Annotated in this window: 18 protein-coding genes; 12 read left to right on the top strand and 6 right to left on the bottom strand. The window is 50.2% G+C overall.

Annotated elements, in window-relative coordinates:
* Positions 1-52 precede the first annotated feature (52 nt).
* From VA599_RS13295 to VA599_RS13255, 10 genes are all read left to right on the top strand, one after another.
* Positions 53-3,064, top strand: a complete 3,012-nt coding sequence (locus VA599_RS13295) for a pyocin knob domain-containing S74 family peptidase (protein WP_346788964.1) — start codon at positions 53-55, stop codon at positions 3,062-3,064.
* Positions 3,061-3,537 carry a hypothetical protein gene (locus VA599_RS13290; RefSeq protein ID WP_346788962.1) on the top strand — a complete coding sequence of 159 codons (477 nt, stop codon included), beginning with the start codon at positions 3,061-3,063 and terminating at the stop codon, positions 3,535-3,537. The genes VA599_RS13295 and VA599_RS13290 overlap by 4 nt, the downstream gene beginning before the upstream one ends.
* Before the next feature lie 28 nt (positions 3,538-3,565).
* Positions 3,566-3,862 carry a phage holin family protein gene (locus VA599_RS13285; protein WP_346788960.1) on the top strand — a complete coding sequence of 99 codons (297 nt, stop codon included), beginning with the start codon at positions 3,566-3,568 and terminating at the stop codon, positions 3,860-3,862.
* Positions 3,863-3,927: 65 nt separating this feature from the next.
* Positions 3,928-4,374 carry a CHAP domain-containing protein gene (locus VA599_RS13280; RefSeq protein ID WP_346788958.1) on the top strand — a complete coding sequence of 149 codons (447 nt, stop codon included), beginning with the start codon at positions 3,928-3,930 and terminating at the stop codon, positions 4,372-4,374.
* 89 nt (positions 4,375-4,463) lie between these two features.
* Positions 4,464-4,787, top strand: a complete 324-nt coding sequence (locus tag VA599_RS13275; RefSeq protein WP_346788956.1) for a hypothetical protein — start codon at positions 4,464-4,466, stop codon at positions 4,785-4,787.
* Complete coding sequence (locus tag VA599_RS24175) at positions 4,711-4,872, top strand: hypothetical protein (protein ID WP_429838762.1); 162 nt, start codon at positions 4,711-4,713, stop codon at positions 4,870-4,872. The genes VA599_RS13275 and VA599_RS24175 overlap by 77 nt, the downstream gene beginning before the upstream one ends.
* 302 nt (positions 4,873-5,174) lie before the next feature.
* Entirely contained in the window at positions 5,175-5,462 is a 288-nt protein-coding gene (locus tag VA599_RS13270; protein WP_346788955.1) for a hypothetical protein, read from the top strand.
* Between the two features lie 69 nt (positions 5,463-5,531).
* On the top strand, positions 5,532-5,720 hold the full coding sequence (locus VA599_RS13265; protein ID WP_346788953.1) for a hypothetical protein: 189 nt from the start codon (positions 5,532-5,534) through the stop codon (positions 5,718-5,720).
* Positions 5,721-5,741: 21 nt separating this feature from the next.
* A complete protein-coding gene (locus VA599_RS13260; protein ID WP_346788952.1) occupies positions 5,742-6,983 on the top strand; it encodes an HlyD family secretion protein in 1,242 nt (413 codons plus the stop codon).
* A 2-nt stretch (positions 6,984-6,985) separates the two neighbouring features.
* The gene (locus VA599_RS13255; RefSeq protein ID WP_346788951.1) at positions 6,986-9,133 is read left to right on the top strand and encodes a peptidase domain-containing ABC transporter; all 2,148 of its coding nucleotides are present in this window, start codon (positions 6,986-6,988) and stop codon (positions 9,131-9,133) included.
* Positions 9,134-9,196: 63 nt separating this feature from the next.
* Here VA599_RS13255 and VA599_RS13250 read toward each other — a convergent pair whose 3' ends face one another.
* From VA599_RS13250 to VA599_RS13235, 4 genes are all read right to left on the bottom strand, one after another.
* Positions 9,197-10,675, bottom strand: a complete 1,479-nt coding sequence (locus tag VA599_RS13250; protein ID WP_346788950.1) for a recombinase family protein — start codon at positions 10,673-10,675, stop codon at positions 9,197-9,199.
* Positions 10,676-10,744: 69 nt separating this feature from the next.
* Positions 10,745-11,038: a hypothetical protein gene (locus tag VA599_RS13245; RefSeq protein WP_346788949.1), complete on the bottom strand. Its 294-nt coding sequence runs from the start codon at positions 11,036-11,038 to the stop codon at positions 10,745-10,747.
* 32 nt (positions 11,039-11,070) lie between these two features.
* Entirely contained in the window at positions 11,071-11,331 is a 261-nt protein-coding gene (locus tag VA599_RS13240) for a hypothetical protein (RefSeq protein ID WP_346788948.1), read from the bottom strand.
* 107 nt (positions 11,332-11,438) lie between these two features.
* Positions 11,439-12,344, bottom strand: a complete 906-nt coding sequence (locus VA599_RS13235) for a LysR family transcriptional regulator (protein WP_346788946.1) — start codon at positions 12,342-12,344, stop codon at positions 11,439-11,441.
* Positions 12,345-12,547: 203 nt separating this feature from the next.
* On the opposite strand from VA599_RS13235, the gene VA599_RS13230 reads away from it, so the two are divergent.
* Positions 12,548-13,702: a M20 aminoacylase family protein gene (locus VA599_RS13230; RefSeq protein ID WP_346788945.1), complete on the top strand. Its 1,155-nt coding sequence runs from the start codon at positions 12,548-12,550 to the stop codon at positions 13,700-13,702.
* Positions 13,703-13,737: 35 nt separating this feature from the next.
* The gene (locus tag VA599_RS13225) at positions 13,738-15,090 is read left to right on the top strand and encodes a DUF3100 domain-containing protein (protein ID WP_346788943.1); all 1,353 of its coding nucleotides are present in this window, start codon (positions 13,738-13,740) and stop codon (positions 15,088-15,090) included.
* A 407-nt stretch (positions 15,091-15,497) separates the two neighbouring features.
* Here VA599_RS13225 and VA599_RS13220 read toward each other — a convergent pair whose 3' ends face one another.
* Positions 15,498-17,633, bottom strand: coding sequence for a phospholipase effector Tle1 domain-containing protein (locus VA599_RS13220; protein WP_346788942.1), 2,136 nt, complete (start codon positions 17,631-17,633; stop codon positions 15,498-15,500).
* The gene (locus tag VA599_RS13215; RefSeq protein WP_346788941.1) at positions 17,630-18,151 is read right to left on the bottom strand and encodes a DUF3304 domain-containing protein; all 522 of its coding nucleotides are present in this window, start codon (positions 18,149-18,151) and stop codon (positions 17,630-17,632) included. The genes VA599_RS13220 and VA599_RS13215 overlap by 4 nt, the downstream gene beginning before the upstream one ends.
* Positions 18,152-18,168 lie beyond the last annotated feature (17 nt).

Below are 18,168 nucleotides of genomic sequence, written 5' to 3'. Positions count from 1 at the left end.
TTGAATTCAAGTTAATGCCCGCTTCGGCGGGCTTTTTTTATGGGTGAATGAAATGGCAACGGATGTTGCGTGGTATCGCGTCGGCAAGATCAGCGTGCAGCAGGGGGCATTGACCGTAAGCGGGCAAGGCACGAATTGGGCGGGCCAGACCAATCCGGGGGATATCCTGATCGGCCCGGACGGCAAGCTATATGAAATCGCCTCGGTAGCCGATGCCGCTTTGCAGTTGCGCATGCCCTACGCGGGCGGCAATGCCGCCGGCCATGCTTACGCCATCGTCCGCAACTTCACCGGCTCGCCGCTGGGCGAGGTGGCGGCCGAGCTGGCCAAGATGCAAAGGCGTTGGATGGTGACGCTGGCCGGCTTCCGCGATGTGCTGTTGACTGACAACGATCAGGTGATGCTTTACGACGAGCTGGGCGAGGGACGACAGGTGATGTCCTGGCTGGCCATCAGTCGCGGGGCCAGGGAGGGCTTGGGCGCGATGGAAGCGGCGCGCAAGGTGGTGGTGGACAATTCCGCCGACCTGATCGCCTCGCGCAATGCGGCGGCGGAAAGCGAGAAGAACGCGGCGGCCAGCGAGAAGGCGGCCAAGGCCAGCCAGGCGGCAGCGAAGACCAGTCAGGACGCGGCCAAGGCCAGTCAGACGGCGGCAGCGAGTAGCGAGAAGAGCGCCGCCGCCAGCGCCGCCGCTGCGGCGGCCAGCGCCAAGGCCGGCGGCGACAGCGCCACGGCTGCGGCGGCCAGCGCGGCGTCCATCAGCGATGTCGCACAGGCAATTGAGGAGGCCAAAAAAATTACCAGCTGGGCCGCGCGCAAAGGCGACCCGGTGCGCGTCAATTCGGCCAAGTCGCCGGACAAAGGGTATGTCTCATTGGACGTGGTGCACAGCGACGGCAACGGTCGGTTGTTCGCGCAGGCCGCGACCGGCGGCGCGCTGATCGATCTGGACCCGCAGCCGCTGGATGGTGTGTCTGGTTCGACGTTGCGGCTGTTTCGCAATGTGACGACTAAGGGGCCGGCGCTGGTGGACATTCACGCCGGCGACGGCAGCGCGACGCTACAGCATCGGATTGGCGCGAGCGGGGCTGATACCCTGCTGCATCAGGAAGGCGGGCGGGTGGTGATCGGCCGCAGCGGCATGCCGAGCCGGCTGGACGTGGTCGGCCAGTCGCGTGCGAACACTGTCCGCGCCGGCAAGGGCTACCCGGATAAGGGGGATTCGTCCGTGGTCGGCTATGGGTTTGACGACGACGCCGATACGGGCCTGTTTGCCGACTATGAGGGCGACAAGCCCATGACCGGGACGAAGAACCTGGCGTTTTTCATCAACAGCAAGAAGACGCTGGAGGTTGATCTTCAGGGGCGAGTGTGGTCGCAGGCTTACGGCCTGTTGGAAAACAAGTTCGCGGATAAGCCCTATGTTGACGCCGCCGTGGCGAAGATCGTGGACAGCGCGCCGGATGCGCTGAACACGCTGAAGGAATTGGGCGCGGCGTTGAACAATGATGCCAAATTCTCCGATACCGTCGCCAGCCAGCTGGCCAAGAAGCTGGAGGCGCAAGACCTGGCCAGCTATGGCATGGGCGGCAATGCGCAAAATGTTGGCAGCGGCGAGCTAACCGACAAGCGGCCGAATGGCTTCTACCATGCGCAATCCAATGCCGGCAAAGGCGTCAAGGGTGCGCCGGGCAATGCCGCTAATGGCATGTTCACGGTCAACTATCTGAGCGACAAATGGGGCGTGCTGACATACCGCGCGTGGGGCGGCGAGGTGTACGAAGCCCGGCTTGAAAACGGTACGTGGAGCGATTGGAACCGCCATTGGCATACCGGCAACGATGGCGCGCTGTTGATGTATCGGGAGGGCTTGGGGAAGGATGCTGACCTGAACGCGTGCCGGAAGAATGGCTGGTTTTGGCAGGGTGCCAACGCGAATGCGTCAACGGGCAGCAATTACCCGTGGCCAGTGGCCGGCGCGTTGTCGGTGCTGGAGCAGGGCAGCATGACTTTCCAGCAGTATCAAACCTATCACCCGGACAGCACGCAGCTGTATTTCCGCAGCCGGTATAACGAGCGGTGGGGCGCTTGGGTCAAAGTTTGGCATGACAAAAACCACGGTGCAGGGTCGGGCCTGAATGCCGATACCGTGGACGGTTTGCAGGCGGCTGATCTGCTGGCGCTGGCCGGGGATCAGCAGGTAACGGGCAACAAGCGGTTTCTCGCGCCGCTGACGTCTCAGCCGAACGGCAGTTCCTGGAAAGATTGGTCGACAGATGCGCGCTGGGGTGGTCTGCAAGTCGCCTGCCCTTCGAGCGGATCGGCATATACGGTTTGGCGGGCGGTGCAGGAAGGCAAGCGTCAAGTGGCAGCGATGGCCGTGTGTGGTGGCGGCAAAGATGACGCGACGGCGCAAGCGGTGCTTCACTTGGCCGGCGCGGGCAGTGATATGCCGCATTTGTGGCAGGGCGACGATTACAAAGCGGCGGGCGTTATCGAGGCCGGCGACAAGCTGCTGACGGGCAGGCTGGCGGGTGTGATGGCGAAGGGGGATCAATCGTCCTCGCTAGAGGTGCGCGGTTTGCCAGGTGGCCAGGGGGATAGCCAGACAGCTGCCGCCGTCTGGTACGTGCCGAATGCGTGGGCGGTGAAATTGGCGCTTCGCCATGATGGCGTGTTCGGCCTGGGCGGCTGGTCGGCAGAGGCGTGGCGCTGGTATGTCGATACCAAGACTGGCGACATGACAGCGGCCGGTAATGTGGCGTGGTTTTCGGACAGACGACTGAAGAAGGACATCCGGCCGATTACGGACGCGCTGAGCAAGGTTTGCAGGCTGAACGGCTACACCTTCACCCGAACCGATACCGGCGCGCGTCAGGTGGGGCTGATCGCGCAAGAGGTGCGGGCAGTGCAGCCCGAGGCGGTAATCGAGGCCGCTGATGAAGACAAAACGCTGACGGTTGCTTACGGCAACCTGGCCGGCCTGTTTGTCGAGGCGATGAAGGAACAGCAGAGCCACATCGAGCGGCTAGAGGCCCGCATTGCCCAACTGGAGGCCGCATGACTTTACCGGCTAGCGGGTCGTTTTCGGCGAGGGAATTAAACATTGAAGTTGGTCGATCCGAGCTTATGGCGGGAAGTGCGGGAGAGGCGATATTTCGACGTTTGGCACAAGCTGGGGATGGGGCCTATTCCGCCAAGGATTTTATGGGAAAAAAAATGGAGATAGAAATTACACTATCCAAAATGGAGGACTATTCCGAGAAAGTTGTGGGTGGCTGGTTCCAGTCAAATCCAGTGAATTGCATCGTGAATTATGCGGGGTTGGATTCGATGAAATATCAATGGGATCAAGTCGGGAAGATTAATCCAAAAGTCAGAGTGCAAAATGGTAGGGCAACACTAAGGACGCTAATCGTGGAATGCAAAGAGCCTGTTAAAGATGTGCAATGGCAGTGTACCGTTCGGCGTCTGGTTGACGATAAGTTGATCGGTGTCAGCCCTGTACTATCGATTACTTTCCAGTGGCGTAAATAAATAGATGGTTTGCAATCAGCGAGGTGTCATGCAAGAAATTGGAAAAGGAGTGGCAGCGCTTTTAGTTGTAATCATGTTGGCGGTGGTTGGAGCCTCTATCGCTTTGGCAAAGATGCTGGTAAGTGGTGAGGAGATGACGGCCCGTTTAGCAGTCGGGCGCGCTATTTTGGGCGGCGCAACTTCTACGGTTGCCGGTTTGGTGTTGATGCGGTTTCCAGATATGCCTTTGCCGGCTTTGATCGGTGCCGGCTCTGTGGTTGGCATCTTGGGGGCGCAGTGGCTAGAAGCATGGTTGAAGAAGCAAGCCAATAAATTCAGTAATTAAATACAACGTAGTTTAGATAATCAAAAGGCCCGCAAATGCGGGCTTTGTTGTTTTAAGGGGGTGTTATGGAATTGGTACAAACTGCAATGACTCAATTGGGCGTTGAGGAGCAGCCGCGAGGCTCCAACGATGGGCCGAAGGTGCGCCAGTACCTGCAGGCGGTGGGGATCGGTTTTCCTGCAGCCTGGTGCATGGCGTTCGTTTACTGGTGCGCACAGCGCGCGGCGGAGGAGACGGGCGGCGTCAATCCGCTGCTGAAGACTGGCGGTGTGTTGCGGCAGTGGAACGAACGCCAGGCGTTGCGCGTGAGCGTGCCGCAGCCGGGTGACGTGTTCATCATGGATTTCGGTAAAGGGCTGGGACATACCGGCATCGTTGAGCGGGTCGATGGCGACAAGCTGCTGACGATCGAGGGCAACACCAATGCCAATGGGGCGCGCGAAGGCTATGCCGTCTGCAGGCGCGTGCGCAGCGCGAAGCTGTGCAAGGGATTTCTGCGGGTGGGACTGTGAAAGAGTGTTGGCGGGCTGCTGGTGGCGTTGTGCTGGTTGCGGGTTGGCTTGGGTCGGTCTGGTGGGGATATGGCCAGGGCGTGGACGTTATGCGCCAGCAATGGACCATGGCGGATGCGCGGCGGGGTGCGGCCGAGGCCCGCGCCGATCTGGAGGGCTACCGGGCAGAGACAGAGCGGCTGCATGCGCTATCACAGCGCATTGAAACCATGTTGAGCGCACTGCGCCAGGCGCAACCCAAAATTATGGAAAGGTACAACCATGTCGTGGAAAAGCAGCCCTTGCCTGCTGATTGTCGCCCTGGTGCTGACAGGCTGCGCGAACTCAATGCCGCGATTGAAGCCGCCAACGCCGCCCGTTCCGGTCAACTTGGCCAAGCCATGCCCGCAGCTGGAGCCGGTGACGGCGGATAGTTGGGATGCTGTCATGCATGGGTATATTCGACTTTCATTACAGTTTGGTGAATGTCTGGTGTCATCTGAGGGGAATAGAATGTGACTATTTTGGATCGTTTATTTGGAAATGAAACAATAATCTAAGTGCTGAATTTAAATGTTTGAAAATATACTAACAGATATGGTGCTTGTTGGTTCTATTTGTGAGAGTTGTTTAGTGTGTGATTTTTATTTCTGATAAATGTTGAGTTGTTGAAATTTAATTTCAGCAAGCAACGAAACTAAAATATGAGTAATGCTATTTTACCAAATTTCATACATACGATAGAAGGAGGCGTCAGTTAGAGATTAGGATTCCTGCCGTGGTCAGATTGTTCCGTGTAAATTTCTGAAGGAAAATAAAAAATGCAAGTATTAGAAAAATATCAAGTTGCGATGGTGGCTGGTGGTAAAGATGGCTCCGGGCAAGACTGCCGAAATGCCTATAGCGGCGCGATGGGTGCAATGGGTGGTCTTTTTGGGGAGTCTAAAGCTGGTATGTTAGGTGCTGTTGCTGGTGCAACTGTAGGTTCGGTTGTTGGTGGTTGGATGGGCGATGCATTTTGTGGCAACGACCATGGTGGAAATAATGATGGTGGTGATCGTGGTGGCGCCTGCCGTGACCGCTCCGATTGTGGCCGTGATAACGACTAAATAATCAGCGATTGCAATCTGACCACAGTTGCAATCGCTTCTGTTTACCTTAAATTCGAAAGGTTTGTGATGGGCATAGTAAAGATACTTTCATATATTTTTGGTGGCCTGGTGGCAGCTATTTTATTTAGCCAGACGCATTTAGTTGTTAGGGATGTTTATACAGCATTAATGTTTGGTATTCTGGTTTATGGTGTTGCTAATTTAATTAGCGGTTTGGTTGAGAAAATGAAAAAATCCAAAGCGCAGTTAAAATGAAAGTTTTGTTGGTAGCAAAGTATGTTCTATCGGAAAGAAGTATTAGAGCATAGCAGTCAAAGTACGGCTATTGGCGTTGTTTTATTGCGAAGTCCTAGACTGGTCTGGGCCTTGGTATCCTTGTCAGTAGCTTTTACTGTGGCAGTCATTGCACTTCTCGTTTTGGTCGATTACACCAAGCATATATCAACAAGTGGTAGTCTTCAGCCAGATAAAGGACTTGCTCAAGTAACAGTGTTTCAAGCTGGCATTGTGTCAAGTCGAAAGGTACAGGAAGGTCAGCATGTTCAACGAGGGCAAGTGCTTTTCTCAATATCTGGTGAACGTGTAACTAAATTAGGGGAGTCCGCCGCAGCATCTATAAATTCATTACATCAGAGGCAACAGAATTATCAAGTAGAGTTAGATAATTTGAATCGTTTGGATCGTGAACAGCGGGAAGCGTTACAGCAGCGTTTACATGACTTGCAGGTGCAAAGAACAGAGTTGTTGCGGGAGCAGGATTTTCAAACACGACGGGTTGAATCAGCTAAGGCATTGCTGGCGCGTTATCAATTATTAGCTAAGTCTGGTTTTGCGCCGGCTTTGCAGGTGCAAGAAAAAAGCGATGGATTATTAGATCAACAATCCCATTTGTCCAATCTAGAGCGTAGTGGGATTGACTTGCAGTCACAGATTAATTCAGTACGTGCAGACATTTTAGCCCAGCCTCGCAAGAATGCGACACAGCGCGCTGATGTTGAGCGCTCGCTATTCAGCCTTCAGCAAGATATCAGTGAAACTGAAACTCACCGGGAGATCGTCATTGTGGCGCCAATCTCGGGAGTTGTTACGGCTATTCAAGCGACAGATGGGCAGGCCGTGGCATCAGGGCAAACACTGGCCGCTATCGTTCCAGAGCATTCCTATTTACAAGCCTGGTTTTATGCGCCCTCAAGTGCAATTGGCTTCGTCAAGGTTGGACAGCGGGTTCAACTACGTTATGCGGCATTTCCCTATCAAAAGTTCGGGCAATACGATGGCACGGTAATTGAGGTGGCCCGTAGTGCTCAGCCTATAGCTGGAGTGACGGAAAGTCGTTTAGCAACTTATGAACCACAATATAAGGTAACTGTTCGCCCGGATAAACAAACAGTTTTGGCATATGGAAGGCAAGAGCCGTTACAGCCTGATATGAAAGTAGAAGGGGATGTTCTTGCAGATCGGCGTAAAATTATCGAATGGATATTTGAGCCGTTGCTAGCAATTAAGGGAAAATTCTAAATATGTTGGAAGCTTTGCATTATGGCTTTGGGCGAAGACTGCCGATGCTATTGCAAGTTGAGGCGGCAGAGTGTGGCCTGGCATGCTTGGCAATGATTGCAAACTTTCATGGTTATGTAACGGACATATCGACCTTAAGGAGGCGGTACGAGTTATCTGCTAAAGGCATGACGCTGGAGCAATTGATAGATTTTGGCGAGGTGTTAAATTTTCAGGCACGCCCATTAAGATTGGAATTACATGAGCTGGACCAGTTGCAGATGCCTTGTGTTTTGCATTGGGACTTAAATCATTTTGTTGTTTTGAAATCGGTTTCTGCTAAATGTGCCGTAATTCATGATCCGGCTTTTGGGGTTAGAAAATTAAGCTTTAATGAGATATCTAAGCATTTCACTGGAATTGCTTTGGAGATTTATCCAACGCCATTGTTTGAGAAAAAGGAAGAGAGGCTAGATGTTAGCCTGAAAACCTTGGTGGGTAATGTAGCAGGTTTGGCACGTTCAGTTTTCCAAGTGTTGGCATTGTCTAGCGCTTTGGAGTTGTTGACGCTATTAGCGCCATTTTTTCAACAGTGGGTGATTGATGGTGTAATTGTTCAAAGTGATAGGGATTTATTAAAGGCCCTGGCGCTTGGATTTTTGTTGTTGATGGTAGTGCAAATTTTGATTGGATCGCTACGTTCATGGCTGGTCATTTACTTCTCTACCCAATTAAATATGCAGTGGATGTCGGGAGTTTTTTCAAAACTACTGAAACTGCCAATCTCTTATTTTGAAAAGAGACATTTGGGGGATGTTGTATCACGCTTTGGTTCTATCCAAACCATTCGTCAGACATTAACGACTACTGCTTTAAGTTCCATTTTAGATGGGATGATGGCCATTCTAGCTTTATGTATGATGCTATTTTACAGCGTTCAGCTGACAGCGATAACACTATTGGCGTTGGTAATTTATATCATTATACGTATATCGACATATGAGCCGTTTAGATTGGCTAATGAAGAACAGGTGATGCTTTCTGCAAAAGAACAGAGCCACTTCATTGAAAGCATACGCGGGATTCAGTCAATAAAGCTCTTTAATCGGGAGGGTGATAGAAGAGTTCAATGGCTGGGCCTTGTGGCTAATACAACGAATCGTAGTCTCGCTACACAAAGAATGACTATGCTTTACCAGCTATCTAATGGGCTTATATTTGGCGTTGAAGGAATTTTGGTGGTGTACTTTGGTGCATTGCTTGTAATGGATCATCAATTTTCAATTGGTATGATTTTCGCCTATGGTAGCTATAAACTTCAGTTCTCAAGCAGGGTTGGTAATTTGGTTGATTTGATCTTTCAAATTAGAATGTTGAAAATTCAACGAGAGCGATTGGCAGATATTGTATTGTCTGATCCTGAAGCTGGGGATGAGATAATGCTAGGGTCTAAAATGACTAAGTTTACCCAGCCAAGCTTAGAGCTGAGAGATGTGCATTTTCGCTATGGGGAAGGTGAGCCATGGATAGTAAATGGGGTAAATCTGATAATTGAGGCTGGTAGTTCGGTTGCTATAACAGGACCTTCAGGCTGTGGTAAGACGACATTGGTTAAAATAATGTTGGGTTTATTGCGGCCTAGTAAAGGGGAAGTTTTAATTGGTGGTGTTACTATGAGTGCAATGGGTTTGAGGGCGTGGCGGGAACAGCTGGGTGCTGTCATGCAGGAAGATCAATTGTTTGCAGGGTCTATTGCAGAGAATATTACCTTTTTCTCATCACATATTGATTGGGAATGGGTTGAGAGTTGTACTAAAAAAGCGGCTATCCATCATGATATTACATCTATGCCGATGGGTTATCAGACTTTGATTGGTGATATGGGTACATTTCTATCTGGTGGTCAAAAGCAAAGAATTTTACTTGCTAGAGCATTGTATAAGAAACCGAAATTGCTATTTCTTGATGAGGCAACAAGTCACTTAGATGTGAATAATGAACGCTTAGTTAATGAGGCTATGGAGCAATTGCCTTTGACGAAGATTATTATAGCTCATCGACCGGAAACTATTCGCACGGCTAAGAGAGTAGTAGTCATGAGGGATGGTATGATTTGGCATTCTGAGCATGATCAAACTTCTGATAATATGGCCGTGCCGATTTACTCCTAGTATTATTGAGCTAGGAAAGAAAATGCCCCGCGATGCGGGGCATTTTTCAGGGCTAGACGTGTCTTACATGTCGCTGTTTGTGGGTTCATCAGGCTCTACGGCTTGATGAAATACTGCAACTGAGCGCGATTGATTAATTGTGGAGTCATCAATCATCCATTCGCCCGTTTTTCGATTGATATGCAATGATTTCGGTTCGCCGTGCTTGGGTATTAACGTCAAGTCAATAGGGGGCTGCGTATGAATTGGGCCATTGGCTTTTTTAGGGGTGAAGCCATTCATGTATATGATGATTTTTTGAAACGTCTCTTTGATCAGGTGTTGAGCCATTTCTCTAGCGTCAAAATCCAGCGAGTTGACGCCATCCATTAGCTTTGCCCAATTCTCGTAAAGCATGGTGTTTGGCGCTTCATTTGATGGCTGCAAGCCCTGGGAGTCGCTACAGTAAGCCATGATGGCATTTTCAACAGGGACCACAGAGCATGACGCGCTTGTAGTGCATCTGCGTCTTTTAGGTTTGTTGTTGCCGCAGCAGTGAAGTCTTCGATGGCCATTTTGTGGCGTGCCGTTGGGGCGTCTTTTTCTTTGAAGTGAGTTGCCACCTACAACGGCAGAATCACAATATCCGCAGCGTAGCAATTTAGAGCCAGTTACCACGCTGGCGATATCGTCTGGTTTTCTATGTCTTTTATGCCGAGGCAAGAATAGTGATTTGCGGTCCCGGCTGCTGATTAGTGCAGGATAATAACCGTCCAGTTCAAATTTTTCGCCATCAACGCTTACAGTTTTGACACCTGTTAGAGCGGGATTTCTGAGAAGTGTTGCCAAGTTATTGGGCTTGGGCAGGCCATTTTCATTCATGGCCAGTCCAAGATTTTCAAGGTGGTAAATAATTGATCTGGATGTCTTGCCTTGGCGGTATAGCTTAACTGCTATCTGGTAAGCTTGGGCGCGGTCGGTGATGACTTCCCAATGATCTGTTGACCAGCTTAGCCATTGTGGCGTACTGCCAGCGGCAATACGGCCGCGATAGGTGCCGTCAATCCATCCTTTTAGCCTAGATTTTAAAGCAGCTTTCACGCGTTTGGATTTGATGTCGCTTTCTTCGTGAGCGCGAATCATCACCAACAGGCTATAAACCAAGTCCATCGGATTCGCTTTTAGCTTCTCGCGATTATATTCTTTGTTGTCGCTTGCTGTTACAACGGTAATTCCAGCATTAATAATTAAGGAAAGCTGGCCTTGGGCAAGAATAGGTTCTGCCCGGCTTAGTCGGTCTAGGCTTTCGACTATAAGAACAGAGCCTTCCGCTATAAGTCCATCTTGAACAGCCTCAAGAAAGGTTCCTAGTGCGCCTTGCTTGATATGTTTCTGGTGATAAGCACTGAGACCTTCATCACGCAGGCTGAGAGATTCATCCAGCTTTAGGCCGTGTCCTGCAGCCCATTGCCGCGCATATTGAGTCTGTCTCTCTATAGATGTCCCTGTAGATTGACGCGGGTCACTGAAACGCAAATAACTATAAACTTTTACTTGGTCCATTTTTTATTTTATTGATCTTAAGGGAAGGCTGGTTTCATTGAGTATCAAGATAGAAACCAAAGTGATTTATCAGTCCTCTGGCTTTTGCGAGGTATCCTTATAGTCGAACGTTGCGCCAATCTCACGCATTTTGTCCAAGACTTGAAGAATTTCATGTTCTGGTAGTGTAAGGCGCGCGGCAGTGTAAAACAGCATATGCAGACTCATTTTTCTTGGTTCTGCGCCGCCTGTGTATTTCCTCCATTGACTATTTCCCGCTACGCCGGCAAGGCGTGCCATTTCCTCGCCTTGGAAGCCGAGGGCTTTTCTGAGATTACCAAGGTCGTCTGTGCTGGGAGCGGTATAGTTTTCAATAATTTTCATGTGAAAAAGCCTCGCAATGCGAGGCCCCTGTTTTATTTACATAAATAGGCGAAGGACGTATCTAGTTCTTCGTCGTAGACGATGGGTTCTTCAAGTCGAAGGGAGTTAATTTTGGCAGAGAATGCCACCGCAGCATTAACATCGTTAGGCGTGCCTGAGATTGTGAATCTTTCATTTCCTTGCCCGCGAAATGTCCATTCGATATTTGCGCCTGTTTCCTTTTTAATTAAGGATTCAATTTGATTGCTTAGCATTTTCAGGCGATGAATTTCTTGTGCGATGGTTGTTGCCATTTTGTCTTCCTTTTCAGGGGTGGCGGGCTGCGCCTGATGCGCTACCCTATGAACCGAATTCTATAGCCCCAATGGGGCTACGTCAAGGGGAGATGGTTTTTATTTTTTCAGATTGCAAAAGCAGGCATATTGTTTGCCAGAATATCCAGCAGGCGCGCAGGGCCAATTCCGAGTTGTCGGCCTTGGTGGGTGATAAGGTGTAGTTCCGCTTGCTCAAGATTTTGTTGTTGAATCGGAATGGCCACTAAACTGCCATTTTCAATTTCTTTTCGTACTGAGAATTTGGGCTGTATTGTGACGCCTTCTCCCGCAATCGCAAATTCGACCATAACGGCAAAACTATTCGTTTGGATATAGGGTGAAATTTCGCAACGTTCTTTCTTTTCTGCATCGCGTAGAATTTGCCGTACGCCAAAGCTGATATCTGGCATGATGATTTTTTCTTGTACCAAGCGCGCAAAGCTAATAGGTTGCTTTTCATTGGCCAATGGGTGGCCGCGAGCTGCAATTGCATAAAGTGGCTGAACAGAGGTTCGATGCACTCTTAGCTGTGGATTGGGCATGGAATAGAAAACAATGCCGATGTGGGCTTTATCCGTAACAATGGCGCTTACGATGTCATTGGTGCCATGAATATCGATGTTATATGTAATGTTTGGGTATTGCTTACTGAATATTTTAGAAGCTTCGAGCAGATCATCGATTACCCCTCCGCCTGTCACGATACCAACATGGCCGCGATGAATTCCCTTTACTTCTTGTAGGCGAGTTATCACGGTCTCTTGTTCGGTCTTGTGTCTCTTGTAATATTCTAGAACGATATTCCCTTCCAATGTTGGGATCATGCTTCTGCGGTGACGCTCAAATAATACTGCGCCTAATTCATCTTCTAATTGGCTGATCTGCCGGCTTATGGCAGAGGGCGAAACATCGAGATGATCGGCTGCGGCCCGAATTCCTCCTAATCGCGTTGCCTCAAAAAAATATTCCACGCGCTGATCATTAAAATCCATATTGTTCTCATTAGATGCGTTGCGGTGTACGCAACAAAAAAAATCTTTTGCGATATTGGAGAAACAGTAACACATGGTTAGAATTGCCCCTCATTATGACATGGTTCTTACTTGTCTCAAGTGATCAGACATATAGTCCTAAACAGGAATAAATAGGGGGTGCTGTGGAATTAACGATGCATGGGAGAGTGACAGGCCATTCGATGATTACCGATGCGGAGGCGCGGGATATGGCGGCTTGGCGGCAAGATATTCATCGCCATCCTGAAACGGCGTTTGAAGAACATAGGACGGCGGGATTGATTGCCAGCCAATTGCGCAGCTTTGGCCTAGAGGTGGCAACGGGAATAGGCAAGACCGGCGTAGTGGGAACGCTGCGCGCGGGGAAGGGAACGCGGGCTATTGGTCTGAGGGCGGATATGGACGCCCTGCATCTGCAGGAAGAGGGCGACTTGCCCTATCGATCTGAGCATCAGGGCCGCATGCATGCCTGCGGTCATGATGGCCATTGCGCGATGCTGCTGGGCGCGGCCCGGCATTTGGCCAATAGCAAGGATTTTGATGGCGTTGTGCACTTCATCTTCCAGCCAGCTGAAGAGAATGAAGGCGGTGCCCGCGACATGCTGGATGACGGCTTGTTTGAGCGCTTCCATGTGGATAGCGTCTATGGCTTGCATAACTGGCCGGACTTGCCGGTTGGCCAGATGGCGACGCATCCGGGACCGATCATGTTCGCCTTCGATATTTTCGAAATCCGTCTGCGCGGCAAGGGGGGCCATGCCGCGATGCCGAATCGGGTCAATGACGTGGTGGCGGCGCAAGCGCAGTTGGTGAACATGCTGCAAACCATCGTCAGCCGCAATGTCGATCCCTTAGACCCGGCCGTGCTGTCGATCACCCAAGTGGAGGCGGGTTCAACCTGGAACATCCTCCCTGAGCGCGCGGTATTGCGCGGTACGGTGCGGCATGCGTCCACGGCCGTGCAAACCCTGATCGAAGCCCGTATGCGTGAAGTTGTCGCGCAACTGGCCTTGGCCATGGGCGTCGAGGCCGAGTTTGATTACTGGTATCGCTACCCGGCCACCATCAATTCTAAGGCAGAGGCTAGGCTGGCTATTGAAGTCGCAGCGGCTTTGCTGGGGCCTGACAACATCAAGAACAATCTGCGGCCGTCGATGGGGTCCGAAGATTTCGCCTTCATGCTGCAGCAGCGACCGGGCTGCTATGCCTGGTTGGGTGTTGGGGGGGGAGAGCATCGCGCGGGACTACATCACCCGCATTACGACTTTAACGATCAGGCGCTAGCCGTGGGCGCCGCGTATTGGGTGAAGCTGGTGGAAACCGTCCTGGCGCCCTAAGCCGGGTTCATTGTAAAGCTGCAGGAAGAAGAAAAATGGCACATGCAAGTGTTGAGCAGTATAGGGAGTCGCAAGGGGTAGATGGCATTGGGTTCAACAAGCTCGCGCATTTGATCACGATAGGCATCGTGATCATTGCCGAGCTGATCTATATCCAAAAATTCGCGGTAGGGAAGGGCAATATCATTCTGTTGCCCCTGTTGTACGCCTTCGTTCTAGGAGCGATATGCAATCCTTGCGTTAATCCTTTGGCGGCGCGCTGGGTGCGGCCGACGGTCGGCAATTCGCTTAGCCAGGTGATACTGATCGCGGTGTTACCGCTGGGGGCCAAGCTGGCGACCCTGCTAGGCCCGCAGATCAAAGCGATTATCGCGGCCGGGCCGGTGCTGGTCTTCCATGAGATCGGCAACGTGGCGACTTCCCTAGTGGCCATGCCGGTTGCCGTGCTGCTGTTCCGCATGGGGCGGGAGGCGGTAGGAGCGACTTTCTCTATTGATCGCGAGCCAAACATTGCCGTCATTTCCGAGCGCTACGGCCTGCGTAGCCTGGAGGGCATGGGAACGCTTAGTGTGTACGCGATAGGGACGATGTTCGGCACGATCTTTTTCTCGTTGCTGGTGCCGCTGGTTTTCTCTTGGGACGTGTTCAGCAATAAGGCGCTGGGCATCGCTTGCGGCGTTGGTAGCGGCAGCATGATGGCCGCCTGCGCCGCGACGCTGACGGCGATCCTGCCCGCGCATAAAGATGAACTGTTTGCGCTGGCAGCGGCGAGTAATCTGCTGACGTCGGCAACCGGGGTCATATTCGGCATGTACGTGGCTTTGCCATTCGCCAATGCCTTATACAAGGTGTTGAGCAAGCTGCGCCAGCCGCGTCAAGCTGCCGCTGCCCAGATACATGAGTCGGATATCGAAGTTGTAAAGACGGAAGAGCCTAAGCTGGGTGTTGCCGGCTTTGTCAGCAATATGTTGATGGCTGGTGCCATCATTGTGCTGAGTCATGTCATGGGGCCTAAGAAAGAGCTGGTGATGGTGGTGCCGGGCATCGCGCTGATGCTGGGGATTTGTCTCAGTGGCTATTTCTTGAATCGCTATTTGCCTTTCAAGATTTCGACACTGATTTGGATTTCCATTATTGGCGTATTGGCCAGCTTGCCGGGCCTGCCTGGTGCTGATCTGAGAAACCAATGGTTTAGTCAGGTGGATGCATTATCTTGCGCAACGTTGGTGCTAGCCTATGCGGGCTTGGCGCTGACAAAGCAGGAAGTCACGATATTTAAGAGAGATGGCTGGCGATTGATGATTGTCGCCATGTTGGTATTTGGCGGGACATTCTTAGGTTCCGCATTGGTCAGTGATGTCTTGTTTGCCTTGCTGGGGCAGCATTGATTCATTGAGTGGTAAAAGAGGAAGATAATAGGAAGTGGGTTTGAAGTAATTGGGGAGTAGTAAAAGCGAACAGCCGCAGAAATGCGGCTGTTTTTATTGGTTCTGTTTTATTTTGGTGCTATTTATTTGGCGTGGTAAAAAGAAAACAGCCGCATAAAAGCGGCTGGTTTTTATTGGCTAAATATAATGCCTATGTTATTATTTGTGGGCTGAAGTCTCTAATGCCAGGGCTTCAGTGATCTACCCGTTTGGGGCCGCTTAATGCGGCCCTTTTTTTCTACGCCCACTTACAAGTGGGAGTGATTCGCCAGCATACAGCTGTCTGCTCTGTCTGGCAATACTCTAAAGAACAGTTGTTTTAGTTGTGATTCAAATTGATATCAGTTGTTAGAACTACTGTACAATCCTTAAAGGCTCTGAATTTGTTGGCGGAATTTAACGCCAAGTTGGAACATGTCCTGCTTATGAACCTGCTCTAGTTTGTCTGTCGGCAGACCTTGATCTTTCAGAATGGTTTTCTGGTTTTCAAATGCAAGATTGCGCATCCTAACTTGTTCTTTGTAGTCGTAAGCTAGCTGTTCCTGGCGGCCTTTTAGCGTGTCGCGTGCAAGAAAATCGATTGCACTGGTGGTTTTTGCATACCGTTCGTAGCGGCCGACGAATGTTGCGCGCTGGTGGGCATGTCCGCCGACTTCACGGCGGGTATTCGTCATTGCCGATGCGACCCGACCGCCAGCACCATCACCTTTGACAAGATCGGAATAATCACTATCCGTCACTACGGGATAATTTGAGCTATCGATTTTATTGGGTTCGGACGAGTCACCTGGCGCGCACTTTACTAACTTCTGTTCGAATGGGCTAAGCTTCTTAGGCGTTAGGCCGGTGGCGGGGTTATATATTACGCTCTTGCTCTTATACCTTGCATCTGCGATGCGTTGTTGTCGCTGCCATGCTGTTGTCGGGCCGATCATATAGAACGAGGCATGAGAGTCATGAAGGTGTTGATCAAAAAAGTCATGAACATCTTTGGGGACGGGTTTTCCGGCCTCTTCAGATTGTAGCCGCAATAGCTCAGCAGCTTCATTAACGTCGCTTTGTACTATGCGTGCTCTGGATAAATCGCCTTGCCAATCTTTTTCGCTGGCGCGCATGTCTTCTAAATCTTGTTTGTCGGAACGCGAGCTGCGCAGCGTGGTGCCTTTGCTAAGCTGTTGGATGCAATCTTGCTGCATAAACTGTGGGCTGGTAGCAATGCGCCAATGCCAGTATTTCTTTAAGTGGGCATATAGTGCCTCTTCTACAATGCGGCCGCCTGCGCTGGCCCATGCCATATATGCATTGAAGCGTTTTATTAGAGATGAGTCAATCTCAAAGTCACCTTGTACTTCTTTGTCTGCTAATGTTGAAAATGCTTGTAATGGCACGCCGGCCGATCTGGCATCGTTATACATATTCAACAGTGGAACTTGACTGAGTAGCTTGCGGCGATGGCCTACAGCCTTTCCTTGGTCGCCAGGCCCATAACCGCCGCCGACGTCTGAATGAGAGCCAGGGTAAACAACTTCAACTGCATTCAGGGGCATGCTGCCATCTTCATGTCGAATGCTCGTTAAAGGGAATGAATAGCGGATTTCATGGGAGGCGACATAATGGCGGCATTGTTTCGTGAAGGCAGTCACCTTCAACATATCTGGCGTCGCCCAGCTATTTTGTCCATCGACTACGCCATTTGCTGAGCGGCCAGGCGCTCTCCCTAAGCCTGGCGTTGAGTGCGCCATTCCGACAGATGCAACTGTGTCAAATATCCCCAAGAAATAAAGCCGAATCGGTATGCATCCGGCAAAAAGCCAAGTATCCCCCTGGCGCTTACAAGATAATTCCAACCAGCGGGAAAATACTCTTGCTAGGGCTGCGCCACGTGAGAATCCAAAAATAGCGACATTGACGATTTCAATTTTAGGCGTATTTTTATTGTTGCCGACATGGATTGCTAGTTTTTTCTGAACAGCATCAAGTGATGAAAGATCAGGAAATCTAGGGTTGGGATTTCTATCTTTAGATACTTTCAGTTCTTTTTTAAATTCGGAAGCGGAAAATATTCGAATTTTGTTGAATGAATAACTAATGGCATTGCAAAGTTGATAATAAGCATAACTTAGTCTGGCTTGTCCGCCGGCAGCCATGGAAAGGCCAAGATCGTCGGGTTCTTCTTCGCCAATTAATTTAAAAATGGTTCCAACGCCTTGCATATAGTAGGAAAAATAGTGTGCGTCTGGATCAAGCTTGGCGGTATCAAAAAGTGAGACAATATTAGAGTGGTCACAACGGGATCGTGGTTTAGTTTTTTTGGCTTCCTCTAAATCTCTGTCTCGGTTGTTATTCGTTCCGTCAAAGAAAAGTGTAACCCAAACATCTGTTTTGCAGCTTGGGGCATTATTTTTTTTATTATCAGTTAATTCTGCTTTTTTTTGATAGCGTGCTGCTTTCTGAGCTGAGCTTTCTTTTTCGAGGGAGGGGCAGCTTGCATTCTGTATGCTCATTTGGATGCCTCTTTCTCTTTTGAAGGCCACAATCCATTCAATGGGCGTAATCCATCGTCGAGGAGTGTACCGAACTCCTTATGGGATGGGTGATCTGGATGGGTGATTCCTCTATTATCTGCGTAGACTCTAACTTCGTCATTTGGCAATAAGAGAATTTGTACCTCCGCCATTGATGATCCATCATATGGAGGAATAGTTACGGTTTTTCTCCCAAATATTTGAATAATCTCTCCGCTAGCGTTTCTTTTTTTGCATTCTTCTGTTCCATGAACGCAAGCATTTCTTTCCCACTCAACTTTTACAGTTGTTCCGGGAGTGTATTGCATCGGAATGTTAATTGATCCTGCAATTCCACCTCCTTCATTAACTCTTGGTCCGCCTACCCATTTTCCATTTGCCCAAACTGTATTTATGTCATGATTGGTGTAGTTGTATGCGCCGACGGGAACTGAAACCATTTCGTCTTTGCATCCAGCTAGTATGGCTATAAGGGATAGTATGAATAGAATGCGCATTTTCTTGTCTGTTCAAT

This window comes from Chromobacterium indicum, from assembly GCF_039708975.1.
Taxonomy (GTDB): Bacteria; Pseudomonadota; Gammaproteobacteria; order Burkholderiales; family Chromobacteriaceae; genus Chromobacterium; species Chromobacterium piscinae.
Note: the sequence above shows the minus strand (reverse complement) of the source record. Positions and strands in the feature narration are given on the sequence as shown.